This is a genomic window from Ochrobactrum vermis, from assembly GCF_002975205.1.
Lineage (GTDB): Bacteria > Pseudomonadota > Alphaproteobacteria > Rhizobiales > Rhizobiaceae > Brucella > Brucella vermis.
Window position 1 is genome coordinate 257,415 of the sequence record NZ_PCOC01000003.1, and the last position, 11,990, is coordinate 269,404.

The window sequence follows — 11,990 nt, forward strand, 5'->3', positions numbered from 1 at the left end:
CCTGGTGAGCGAAGCGAGACCAATTTGGACGATCTTTAATGATTTCCTATTAATTTGGTTAGGCAGGATACGGAAAAATGTGCTACATTTTATCCAGTTGATCACGAGACACGTCCGCGAGTGATTATTGCTACTCTGTGCTGGAGCTGTTGAAGCTTATGGATGACGGAATTACCGATGGTGGGGCGGCAGTTAAAGCCAAGCCGCAAACCATTCATAGCCGCGTTTCGGCGGACGAATATGATGCAATCGATGTAGCCGCAAAGGCGGCTGACATGACGATGAGTGCATTTTTTAAAGCTGTATTCCTGCAAGCGGCAGGAGTGAAGCCAGTCTTTAATGACGAAGACCGTGCGCTTTTGTCTCTCATGCTAGAAGACATGCGTATGATTGGTGTCAATCTCAATCAGGTAGCCCGAGCTCTGAATAGTGGAAAATCGGTATCTGATAGCGAAATCCGCATGGTGGTCGGGGATGTGCAGAAGATGCAGGTCGGCGTCCTCAGCGAGTTGCGGCGCGTTACGAAGCGATCCGGATACAGGCATCGCAGCAAGGAATAGCAGTCGATGGAGTTTTTTCTCGGAGCCTTTGAGAGTGAATGGGAGCAGCATCGCGCGGCGCTGTTGCATGAGCTTTCTTTGGGTTCGAGAGCTGCGAGCGGCGCGGAAGAAGAAATGCGACGGAGGCTGCGCGAACTGCAAATCGCAGGAGGTGCCGCTGCAGCAGGTGGTGCTTCAGTGCCCAAAATGCGTACGGGATCCTCAAGGGCACAGAGTTTCCAGTTCTTTGGAAGCACGGCAAGCAAGCCAATTGCGGCAGCGAGGCCGATGGAGGCGCGTTTGGCCGCCGTCGCAGCAGGCAGTCAACCGTCCGTGGTAAAAATGGCGTCGTACGGTGGAGGTGCGCGGTTCGGCGCGATGGTCAATTACGTATCACGCAGCGGGGAAATACGCGTCGAAAAGGAAAACGGTGAGCGCCTTCATGGTCGCGAGGAGCTTGCCCGATTGCGTGGCGAATGGGAGCCATTGTTTCAAAATCGAGCCGAGAGCAGGGATATAGGTACGTTCCGAGTTTCAATTGAGGCTTCAGGTTTTGCAACAGAAGATGCATTGCACCAGCTCGTGCGCAACAGTCTGTCGAGCGCTTTTGGTAATCGCAGCTTCGCATATGCTGTCTCGCAGCCATTCCATGGGGCTCTAAACGTTGATGGAATTGTAGTGTTGCGTAGCGCGGAAGGGGAGCGGTTGACCGGCGACCCGAAGGCGGCTGACATTATTCAGAGACGTTACAACGAAAGCGCGGTGTCCGAGCTGGCGAGGGCGCGGTTCCGTTTTACCGGGTATGGTAATGGCGTGGAATATGGCGCTGCCAAGCTGCGAAATCTGGTCGAGGATCATAAGGGAGAAGTTCGCGATGATAAGGGGCGCGATATCTCCGATGCGCGTTCCGCCGGCGATCTGGTGCAAAAGCAGTGGCGTCGGGAGTTGCATAGCCGCAAGGGCAGGGATGTGATGCATGTCATCATGTCTGCCAAAGCTGGCACCAATGTTCAGGCTTTCGTAGGCGCTATTCGGGATTTTCTGGCCGCTCAGTTCGAAGGACACCGCTACATATTTGCGATGCATGATCCGTTCAGCGATCCGAAGGAGATGGGGCAGGGCGGAAAGCGACCGCATATCCATGCCCATGCCATTATCGCTATGCGTTCAGATGCCGGTGATCGGGTAGAAACCTCGCCACAGGTTTTTCGCCAATGGCGCGAACTTATGGCTGAAAAGGCGCGCCAGCACGGAATCGCTATGGAAATGACGGACAGGCGCGAGTTTGCAAATGCTCCTGCCTACACGCGCAATCAGGTGCGGCCGGTTAATCGCGAGGGACGAACGGAACATGAGGGGACGAGTGCGGCGGCTCAGTCGCGTTATGATGCCAAGCGGTCAGGTCGGCGGAGCGTGGCGCGGAGCGTGCGAAGCCGTGAATATACCGTAAAGGTAACACAAAGTTGGGAGAAAATCGCAATGGCAAGCGGCAATCATCAGATTGCCTCATACGCCATGAAGCAAAGAGATGTAGTTGTATCAACAAGTTTGCATCAATGGGAAGCCAAAACTTCTAACATCGTTCATGCAGATTTCGGGTCACATTACCGCACCAATTTGGTAAAGTTGCAAAACATCATTTTGGAGGGTGAAAAAGTGCGCGAAATGTCGAGAAGCGATTTTGAGGCATATGAGAAAGAAGTTGAAACAGCATTGTTCCGGCTTGGCCGCAATCTCGGACCGGAAGAGAAAGCCGATCTGGATCAGGTAGCGCAGTATACGCGCGAGCATGTGAATCTAATGCGCGAGCATATGAAATTGACTGAACAGCGTGGATTGACCGTTGAAACCCCATCTCGTGAAAGCGAGCAAGATAGCTCGTCGATGCAGATCGCTCGCGATGCCGATTCCGAAATTGCCAAGCCAGCGCATGTTGTCGTGGAAGCAGAGCAGGGTCAGCCATCGGCAGATAATGCCAGCGAACCTCGTTCAAGCATGGATGACGAGGAGAAAGCAGCTGCAGCATCCTATCAGGCCGAAATGGATCGTTCATTCCCGGATGAAATCACGAGCCGATATTATATTCGTGAGGATCAGGGGGGGACACAGCGGGTCTTTGCCGATTCAAAGGGTGAGCGCGAAGTATTCCAGGACAATGGAGAGAAGCTGCGCGCTAAATCTTTCGATGCTCAGGGCGTTCGGTTGATGATCGAAACAGCAGCGCATCGAGGCTGGACGAGCATCGAAATAACGGGGAGCAAGGAGTTCCGCCGTGAAACTTGGTTGGAGGGCCAGGCGCACGGTATTTCGGTCAAGGGCTATCAGCCGACGGAACTGGATTGGCAAGATCTGGCGCGTCGCGAGCAGTCCTACTTGCGCAATGAAATTGTTCCGATCGAGGGCAGGGCGCTGGATGCGGCTCACCGGGATCAGGAGCAATCTGCAGGATCGGATCAGTCGAGCAAGGTCGATAGAGAGCCACAGAATGCAGATAATTCTGGAACGTCCCACTCCAAGACCGTCGACTATAAGGAGGGTGTGCAGGGCATCCTTGTTGAGAAAGGCGAAAAGCCTTATCAGGATAATGAAAAAAATGAGCCTTCGCCATTTGTCGTTATTGAAACGGCCAATGGCAATCGCACGGTATGGGGCGTCGGATTACCGGATGCGTTGCATCGCGCCGGCGCTGAAATCGGCGATGAAATTCATTTGCGGTCCACTGGGACGGAACGCGTTTTGAAAACCGTCATTCAGGAAGTCGATGGTCAGAAGCAGCGTGTCGAGCAAATGGTCGATCGCCGGGCATGGGAAGCGAACGTGCTTGAAGAGCGGGATCGGACAGATGGAAAAGTTGAAGGTTCCAAACAGCTCGACAATCAGGTTAATATGGAAGTGAAGGGCGTTGGTCGCGATGGAGAAACCATGCGCACCGATCCACCTCAGCAACAAGTTCCGCGATTGCAGGAACTAGAACAAGAGCAGCAGCAAAAGAAGGAACGCAACGAACACGAGCGTTAAACGACCATGCGACACGATTACATCTATAATTCACCTCCCGATCCGAAGGCCGACGATGCTTTTGCAAAATTCTTTGCAATCTTGTTTTGGCTCGTGCTTGGACTGGTTGCAATCGTGTATGTTGCTACTGTCATTCAAGGTTGGTTTAATCCCGCCTTCGCATGGATAACTGATACCATCAGTTTCCTTGGAGGATTCTTGCCGTTTTGACGGCAAGGAGAATTAAAAATCAGCCGGGCGCTTTTGCGACCCGGCTTTTTCGTAAGAGTTAGGCCATTAGACTCATAAACAAGGAGCGAGGCGCGTTGCACCATAGCGAGAAAGTTGGCGGCGAGCAGACCAATCCGGATCGGGAATCCTTGCGCGTCAACGACGACGTGTATCTTGGTTGTCAGCCCGCCGCGCGATCGTCAGATGGGTAGCAGCGGCTCGATTACGCGGCATTCAAAGTCTGTCAGGTCATATCGGCTCATGCTGAGCCCTGAATCAGAATCCGGCACGATATGAAAGCATCAAAGCAGTCAGTCAACAGACGACCCCGTTGCGGTCACTACATCGCCTCGCAGCTGTGCGGCGAACCAGTCATTATTGCTCATCGGCCTTGGCATGACGGCAGTCAGCAGAACGTTGTGGCGGACCGCCCAGCGGTCCGCCACAAAACTAGTTCCTGTGAGCCGCGACTAGGAGCATCATGGGTCTTTCCAATTCCTCCGCCAGGCCGGGATTCGCGTCAATTTGATCCTTGGTCGGAGCGAACTCTTCGACGCGATCGATCTGAAATCCTGCTCGAATGAGAGCGTTTAGCGTCGTGCCGACAGTCCGGTGGAACTTGAGAACGCCGTCAGCGAACCAGTTGGTTCGGCGCTCACCCTCGATAAAATAGCGATTGAGCGGCCATGTCTTCCGCCCCTGCTGGTCTTCGATCCAGTTAGACTGCGAAGGAGCCATGAAAATGGGATGTTCGATGGTGAACACAAGTGCCCCCCCCCGCACCAGTGCCCGATGCATCATGCTGACGAGGCGGTCGAAGTCCTCGACATAGTGAAAGGTGAGCGCGCTGTAGATGAGCTCGAAACTGTCCGCTGGCAGTTCGAGCGTATCAAGGTCGGCGATGCGATAGGCTATTGCGTCGTCGAATGTGTCCGCGCGGGCCCGGGTGATCATGTTCTCGGACAGGTCGTAGCCTGTTACCGAGGCAGCGCCATTTTCGCGCATCCAGCGCGAGGCCCATCCAAAGCCGCAGCCGAGGTCAGCCACTCTCTTGCCCTTCAATGGTGGCAACATCGCCTGGATGGCGCCCCACTCGGGCGCCCCTTCCAAGCCATGAACCTGCCTAGGGAGTTGGCTGTAACCAGCGAAAAACGTCGGATTGTCGTAAATGTTCTGTGCCATGTTTTTTGTCCGTTAGATGAATGGACGAGGCACCAGCCATGCTAAAACACCTCGTCCGAAAGGGCGAGGCCGGTATTGGCAAGTCGCTTAATTAGGTCGCGCGCTCAATGCCCGGCATCCCGCCAATGAGATGCCGGCCAAGCGGGTGACAATGTGGATGTCCTTTTCGGCCATTTGGTAATGATGTTCGTTGGGCGATACCAAGTCAAGCGCGTTTGCCGGGCCGTTAGAAGCTTCAATGCCCCCTATATGCGAGGTCGGCTTTTAGACAAGCTGCCCAAAGCCGCCAGTCGGCTGCCCACCTAATCTCAGTCGTTCGCGTTTATGGGTTCACGGGCTAGTTGGAAATGGTCATCAGGCCAATATCTTCCGGGTCTGGCACTGTAGCGTTGAATATGTCGAGATAACTTTTCCGCTTTCGAGGGGATGTTCCAGAAGCATCAACTTTCTCATTGACAGCCTTCAATAATCGTTCTGCGCTCGGTTTAAGTTTCGCTTCGACTTCTTCTATCCGATCATCGATATTACCCGGTGGGATTGCCGATTTCTTGTCTTTGCCTGTTGATGGCAATTTGACGCTCAGATTTACCGTCCTGGTATTTTCTTGGTTCCCGTCACCAGATTCAGCAATCGACGGGGAGGCGGTTATGCTGGCTTTCGGCCGAGGTTTCTCATCTGGCTGAGGACTGTAGGGCAGGGGGCTGATTGTCTGCTCAGCGGCCCGTTGCCCGTCGTGCGCGTATTCGCTCGTGAGTGCTGGTACTGGCCTATGGGGCAAATATTCAATCGTCGGCACATCAGGAACGCGCGATTGCGAATAAGCTTCAGCGGATTTGAAGGGTTGGGTGTTGAAAAATCGCAGCTTGTCGCCATAGATCGGTCGTTGACCTTCGACGAGCAAGATCATCTTGCTTTCTGGCATTTGCCGCACTTCTTGCGGCATCATCAAATCGCGTTCCCGGATTTGCTCAACTTTTGTGCGCCGAGGTAAACCGAGAATTTCGATGGTACGGGATTCCGACTTGTAGCGGATGGTTCTTTTTCCGAGTGCCCGGGATGCATATTCCGCTGTCGCCTGGTCGTTGGCACCTAGCACCAGCTGATAACCACAGTTGCCGAGAAGGGAGTGACGCGAAGTCTCGCCATAAATCTCGTCGAGATTCTTGAGATCCTGAATGATGATAGCAAGCTTAATATTATAACCAGCCACATAGGGAAGCTTCGTCATAATCTCATCCATCTTTTTAAGCTGCCGAAATTCATCCAGCAAAAAATAGACGGGTAGCGAATTTGGATCGTGTTCCAGTGTCAGAATGTTCATGACCTGTTGCACGAACAATGTGAGAAGTGGGCGCAAGATCGTAATATCGGTAATATTGGGTGCCAGATAAATAGAGATAGGCCGCCGTTTCATGGCGGCGATATCCATGTCGGTTACTTCCGTCGCGGCTACGATACGTTCATTTCTAAAGGGTCTGAGCGCGTTTTGGATATCGAGGAGCGCGGATGCTGCGGCGCGTTCAGACAATGCCAGAAACGCGTTGAAGCTTTCGACCGTATATTTTGAAAGGTTCGGCTCTTTTTCCTTGATGAACTTGATCTGCGCCTGAAGATCAACGCCACTGTTCACGAAGGAAACGACTTCGCCGAGGTTGCGCCGTCCATGATAATAGGGGCTCTCCAGAACATAGCTTATAATTCCGGCTACGACCTGTTGAGCCAAGCCCTGCCAAACTGAGTTTTCAGAGCCAACATTTTCGGGAACCAGAATGCTGGCGATATTCTGAATATCCGTTGTGCGATTGCCGCGCTCGGGTCGCACAAAATCCAGAGGATTATAACGATTTGTCCTCTCCGAGCCGGGAGCGAAGAGGAAGACCTGACTGCCATTCTTCTTGCGATATCCGGCTGTCGCCTTGAAAATTTCGCCCTTCAAGTCGGATACGATCATTGAACCTTCATGCATGAGAGCGTTTGGAATGACATAGCCCGCTCCCTTACCCGATCGTGTAGGACCGATAATCAGATGATGGCGACTGTCTGCCGCTCGCAGCACATTGCGGCCGAACCGCCCGAATATGTGCCCTGTCTTACGGAACCACTTGCCGCGACGAAGGCCCATGACGTCCTGAAAAGCCGCATCCCCCAAGGGGTTTTCGTAGCGTCTAAGACCGAGATAGCCCGCAAAAATGGCGGCGGCGATGGCAGGTAGCAAGGCACCGATGGCAACTCGTTGCAGAGTTGAGTTGGACGCGTAGGCCCAGACTTGCTGAAGCGGAGCAAAAGGATTTTCGGTGATGGTGATATTCAAAATTCGGCTGTCTTTATAGACTACCCCGAGTACGACCCCATAAGCCAAGGTCCAGACAAGGAAGGCTATGCCGGCACAAAATATCAGATAGACCGCTTTGTAACCCTTGCTCATGGCTCCTCATTTCGTGCAAAAAATATCTCCGATACGCCACGTTTTCCGCCGTCTCGACGCAATTGGATGACGATGGGGATGACCATACGAATGTACGACATGAGGTCATGCTTCGAATATCCGCCCGACAGCCCGGCTTGTTGCATCATCATGGCGAGCTGTTCGTATGCTCCTTGCGGAGTGTCTGCATGAACCGTCGACATAGAACCTGGATGACCGGTGTTGATGGCGCGAAGAAATGCAAAAGCTTCAGCACCACGGATCTCGCCAACGAACAATCGGTCAGGACGCATACGCAATGAAGATTCAAGCAAGTGCTGAATCGTGATGTCAGCCGTGCCTTGCCCACCTTTCGAAGCTACCAGATGAACGCGATTTTCCTGAGGGGGAAAAAGCTCGCGAGTGTCTTCCAGCGTTATAATCCGTTCCTTCGGATGAACCGATTTCAGGCAAGCATTCAGAAAGGTCGTCTTTCCAGATGACGTCCCGCCGCTAATTAAGATGGACACACGTTGCGATATAGCTGTGTTGATGAAATCGAAAATTCTGTTTTGCTTCAGATGCTCGATCAGTTGACGATCAATGTCGCTCAGTCCTCCTACAGCAACAGAAACCTTGTCCAGTGAACCGCTATCCCTGTATTCCTCCAAGCTAAAATTGCTAACGACCTGCTTGCGGATCGATATCGATCCCCCCTCCGGTGCAGCGGGTGGAAGAACGACCTGAATCCGCTCGCCAGTCGGTAACGCAGCGCTCAGGATGGGCGCGGATTTACTGACGAACTGATCGGTCGCGCCTGCGACCCGTTCACCGATATTCTGAATCTCTGCTGCAGAAAGCGCATGAACCTCGTGGAATTCCATGTGATCAGCACCAAGTCGCTCAACATAGACGTGACCTGGTTTATTGACCGAGATTTCAACGACCTTTGGATCGTTGAGAAATGGCCGCAGAGGCTCAAGTGCCCGATCAAGAAAGTAATATCTGCTTTGTGTGGTTGTTGCCGCACTATTTGCCCCTGCGTTCACGTTGAATTTCCTTCATCGCCTCTGTTACGGGATCGTCGTACATCACTGAGAAATCGAGGTCCTGACGCACAAATATGAAAATGCGTTCGCCTTGATGGACGCTAATAGTCGGCTTGATGCGCAAGTTCTCGCTCAGAGCGGTATTTGCCATTTGAGAGAAAGTGTCGGCAATCGTCTCGCGGGCTAGTTCTTCTCCGCGTTTTGCATCGTCATTGTTGCGACCGAAGGCTTCACCGCTGCCGAAACCTGTCAGATAGCTTGCGCCGGCGCCGACCACGGACAACATGATGGAAGCCCCGAACCGTTCACGCCATTTTTTATCGACGATGCCAGTGAGACCCGAACGACCCAAGCTGTCAGTTCCAACGGAGTTCAGGCGCACGCTTACACCATCATCACGCAGTAAGCGGGTCCAGACAACGAAAACGCGGGTCTGGCCTGTCATTACGTCGCTTTGATATTCACCTATGAGTCGAGTGCCGGTCGGAATCAAAATGCGACGACCATCAAAACTGTAGACGTCCTCTGACGTGATGGCGCGAACCTGGCCTGGCAGATCGCTTACAATCGAGGTTTCGAGAATACCGGGTATCATCGTTCCTTCCGGCACAACCGCGTCGATACGCTTGATTTTCGTAGCCTTGGCATTCCGGTCCGCCATTGCCGAGGCCGTCGCCAGAAACTTGCTGTTTCTGTCTTCACCAGCAACAGTCGGTGTTCCCTCGCCACTATCGCCACCAAGACCGCCATTCGCTCCGCCAGATCGCGCTTGATCCATCTGAATCAGCTTCGATTTGAACCGGTCTGGAAATTCTTCAACAATCTCCGGCGCGGATGCCTGAGCGGGTTCGTTCACAGCGACCGTCGGGGGAGGAGGGGGAGGAACATTAAATGTCGTGGTGTCGACTTGCTCCGGCTCTGGTGGCCGTGGAGGCGGTGGAATGTTGATGATATTTGGCTCGGGTGCGGCAGGGGGCTGATCCTGATCGCGCACGAATGACGGCGGTCTGAACGACGTCGTGCTAAACTCCTCGTCACCGCGCACGAGATCGCGCGGCTTCTCCGAGGGCTGTTTGAGAACAAAATAAGCCATAGCTACACCGGCCAGCAGAAATACGGCCATCGCAGCCGTTTGATTCCGCTTTGCATTCTTATTGCTGACACCGGAGTCATCAGCCGCCGCCAGTGCTTCCAATTCGGGAGACTGTTTCATCAGTTGCCGCTCCTTCTTCTCTTGGTTGCCGGATGATCAGGTGCGGGACCCATGATGTCAGGATCGGGTGCGCCAAAATCCGGCTTTCTAAGGTTGAAGATGCAGATCCACTGATCACCATCGCGGAGGGTGTATTGTGTTGCCGTTCCATCCACGACCAGATATTCACCTTCCTTGCGGAAGTTTCGCAGCGTCTCGGAGAAATCACTGTTTACTGCGAAAATTGCAGGTGTCCGACCAGTGAATTTGAAGAAGGTCTTCTTGCCGTCATCGAAGACCATCGACGGCTTCAGTTTCGTATCTCCAGTAAAGGAATAGTCGATGTTGACGTTAGCCTTATCGATTTTTGAGATATTCGGGTTGGCAGCACGATATTCGGCCTCTTTGCGCATCGCTGCATTCAGATCCTTTTCAGGATAGATGAAGCGCACGCCAAAGACCTTTTTGCCGGCATCGGGCGCGTAGTCGTGCAGCTCCAGAAAATAGATGCGCTTGGTCGTGACAACGTTCATGTTCGTGACGACATTTTTAGCCGTCGGCTTCACGAAGAGGATGTTGCCTTTTTCGGTTGGAGCAACTTGCCAGCTCTCTGTGTCGCCAAGCGAAATGGTCTCAAATTTTTCATCCTCATCGAAGATGATCATTGTTGATATGCCATACGTCGCGGAGATTTTGACGACGTTGTTGGGTTGATAGACGACACTGGTCACACGTGAATCCAGCGAGCCAGCCCTAGGCGTCTGGGCAGCGTGCGCGTGCGAAAGGAGGACGGCCGAGAACGCCGCCGCTAAAGGCAAGCGGTTTTTCATCCCTTGCTCCCTTCCGTGACGGTTTCCTGATCCCGCCTGTAATTATAAACCTGGAATCCGAGAGGGTTTTCAAACCGCCATTCATTGGTGGCTGGTTCGTCCGTATAGCGATAACGAACGACAGCAATATAGTGTCTGGTGATGGCATCGGTATCGGACTTTTCAGTCGTTGAAAAACGGACGAGAGCGGTGGAACTGTTGGGGAAGGTGACAGACTTCACATCGACAAGTACACGCTTGTTCTTGCCGTAAACCTTAGCCGGATTTTTCGGGTTGGCAGTGCTGTATTGCTCCTGTAATTCGCGAGCGGCATCACCTGTCGATAACAGTGCTGCCGTGCCGAAGTTTGCATCAATCGCGTAAGGATCATAGCCTTCACGTGTCCTGATATACCGAACGACGTTTGCTTGGGTAATTGCGCGTGAATCCGTCAGATTTTGTGCTTTTGTGAGGCCGCTTTTGGTTTCGATATAGCCCGTAGCCTTGTCTACGACGACAATCACAGGCTCGAAAGATTTTAACGGAACCAGCATAACGAGTGCCAGCAACGCGAAAAGCGCGACGAGCCCGAAAATGATGGTTACGAACCATGCCACGACTTTTGAACGTTTTGCTTTCCGGACGATTTCGTTCTCCCAACGATCACCGTCCTGAAAATAACTTCTCAATGCAGCTTCTTTGGAATCGGTCATGATCCAACCCTTTACCTCTTATTAACCTGCAGCATTAGCGAGGCAGGCTGTTGCTGCTTATTCGGTTTTGCATTGCTTCTTTTGCGCCCTGACTTGTCGGGGAAATCGAACCCCCACCGCCGCCTCCGAAACGATTGTAAAGATACCTTCCGCCGCGATAGCTCGCACCGATCCCCTTGAAGCCAGCTCGCGCAATCTGCATTGGAGCGGTGACACCGGTCACGCGAACAAGCCGAGAAGCCGCGGCACCGATACCAACGGCCAATCCTCCTGCAATGCCCTGAGCAAGGACCTGGATGTTCAACAGGACAAATGCCCCGGCGAAACAAAGCAGGAGGAAGGCTGAAATATCACTGAGGGTAAGGCGTCGCTCCGTGGCGGCAGCGGATACCTTCGTCAGTTCAGGATCCATTGCGGCGATAAGGAAGGCGGCGACGACAAACACGAATAACGGAATCAGTGCATATAGAAGAACTTGTTGGAACCACGCCTGCCCAAGACTGCGCGATTGTTCAAACAACATGCAGGCTATGAAGATAGGTGCGGTCCCGATCAGTACCCATAACATCACCTTCGCAAGAACGAGTATTGCGAGAGCAACGGCGATAAAGATTGCCACGCAGGCCATTATGAGAAAGCCGATCATCGACGGCAAAATGGTAAAATAGCCTGACTGCTCAGCAAGGGCCGAAGCTGCCTGATTTGCGGTTTGCCAAATCATGGAAAGACCGTTTGTCGGTTCGGTAATTCCTGTTTTGGTGGCCGTCAGGATAGCGCGACCAACATCTTCAGGAGTATTGTTCAGCCACTTGTAGAAAAAATCGTTGAAGTAACCCCAGTTGCTGATCAATGCCAGAATGAAGACCATGCGGAA

The 11,990-nt window shown here is 52.9% G+C and carries 9 protein-coding genes and 2 pseudogenes; 3 read left to right on the forward strand and 8 right to left on the reverse strand.

What is annotated here, in order from left to right; genetic code table 11:
* Window positions 1-158 precede the first annotated feature (158 nt).
* From CQZ93_RS26260 to CQZ93_RS27465, 3 genes and pseudogenes are all read left to right on the forward strand, one after another.
* Window positions 159-560 (forward strand): plasmid mobilization protein, encoded by a 402-nt coding sequence (locus CQZ93_RS26260; RefSeq protein WP_286154321.1) that lies wholly within the window; start codon window positions 159-161, stop codon window positions 558-560.
* A gap of 357 nt (window positions 561-917) precedes the next feature.
* A pseudogene (locus CQZ93_RS27460) lies at window positions 918-1,736 on the forward strand (LPD7 domain-containing protein); the annotation flags it as partial.
* 282 nt (window positions 1,737-2,018) lie between these two features.
* The gene (locus CQZ93_RS27465; RefSeq protein ID WP_422616119.1) at window positions 2,019-3,557 is read left to right on the forward strand and encodes an LPD7 domain-containing protein; all 1,539 of its coding nucleotides are present in this window, start codon (window positions 2,019-2,021) and stop codon (window positions 3,555-3,557) included.
* 329 nt (window positions 3,558-3,886) lie between these two features.
* Here CQZ93_RS27465 and CQZ93_RS27370 read toward each other — a convergent pair.
* From CQZ93_RS27370 to CQZ93_RS26300, 8 genes and pseudogenes are all read right to left on the reverse strand, one after another.
* Window positions 3,887-3,964, reverse strand: a pseudogene (locus CQZ93_RS27370) (IS5/IS1182 family transposase); the annotation flags it as partial.
* Between the two features lie 253 nt (window positions 3,965-4,217).
* A complete protein-coding gene (locus CQZ93_RS26270) occupies window positions 4,218-4,949 on the reverse strand; it encodes a class I SAM-dependent methyltransferase (RefSeq protein WP_105545510.1) in 732 nt (243 codons plus the stop codon).
* A gap of 337 nt (window positions 4,950-5,286) precedes the next feature.
* On the reverse strand, window positions 5,287-7,374 hold the full coding sequence (locus CQZ93_RS26275) for a type IV secretory system conjugative DNA transfer family protein (protein ID WP_105545511.1): 2,088 nt from the start codon (window positions 7,372-7,374) through the stop codon (window positions 5,287-5,289).
* Complete coding sequence (virB11, locus tag CQZ93_RS26280) at window positions 7,371-8,402, reverse strand: P-type DNA transfer ATPase VirB11 (protein ID WP_105545512.1); 1,032 nt, start codon at window positions 8,400-8,402, stop codon at window positions 7,371-7,373. The genes CQZ93_RS26275 and virB11 overlap by 4 nt, the downstream gene beginning before the upstream one ends.
* Complete coding sequence (gene virB10, locus CQZ93_RS26285) at window positions 8,383-9,615, reverse strand: type IV secretion system protein VirB10 (RefSeq protein ID WP_105545513.1); 1,233 nt, start codon at window positions 9,613-9,615, stop codon at window positions 8,383-8,385. Before virB10 ends, virB11 begins: the two co-directional genes overlap by 20 nt.
* Complete coding sequence (locus tag CQZ93_RS26290; protein WP_105545514.1) at window positions 9,615-10,424, reverse strand: TrbG/VirB9 family P-type conjugative transfer protein; 810 nt, start codon at window positions 10,422-10,424, stop codon at window positions 9,615-9,617. The genes virB10 and CQZ93_RS26290 overlap by 1 nt, the downstream gene beginning before the upstream one ends.
* Entirely contained in the window at window positions 10,421-11,116 is a 696-nt protein-coding gene (locus tag CQZ93_RS26295) for a VirB8 family type IV secretion system protein (protein ID WP_105545515.1), read from the reverse strand. The genes CQZ93_RS26290 and CQZ93_RS26295 overlap by 4 nt, the downstream gene beginning before the upstream one ends.
* A gap of 34 nt (window positions 11,117-11,150) precedes the next feature.
* Window positions 11,151-11,990: TrbL/VirB6 family protein (locus tag CQZ93_RS26300; RefSeq protein WP_105545538.1), on the reverse strand; the 840-nt coding region annotated here is incomplete at its 5' end.

What these genes read in the sequence shown, in the direction of transcription:
- CQZ93_RS26275 (WP_105545511.1), bottom strand. Translation starts at nt 7,374, where the DNA reads ATGAGCAAGGGTTACAAAGCGGTCTATCTGATATTTTGTGCCGGCATA.
- CQZ93_RS26270 (WP_105545510.1), bottom strand. Translation starts at nt 4,949, where the DNA reads ATGGCACAGAACATTTACGACAATCCGACGTTTTTCGCTGGTTACAGC.
- CQZ93_RS27465 (WP_422616119.1), top strand. Translation starts at nt 2,019, where the DNA reads ATGGCAAGCGGCAATCATCAGATTGCCTCATACGCCATGAAGCAAAGA.
- CQZ93_RS26295 (WP_105545515.1), bottom strand. Translation starts at nt 11,116, where the DNA reads ATGACCGATTCCAAAGAAGCTGCATTGAGAAGTTATTTTCAGGACGGT.
- virB10 (WP_105545513.1), bottom strand. Translation starts at nt 9,615, where the DNA reads ATGAAACAGTCTCCCGAATTGGAAGCACTGGCGGCGGCTGATGACTCC.
- CQZ93_RS26290 (WP_105545514.1), bottom strand. Translation starts at nt 10,424, where the DNA reads ATGAAAAACCGCTTGCCTTTAGCGGCGGCGTTCTCGGCCGTCCTCCTT.
- CQZ93_RS26260 (WP_286154321.1), top strand. Translation starts at nt 159, where the DNA reads ATGGATGACGGAATTACCGATGGTGGGGCGGCAGTTAAAGCCAAGCCG.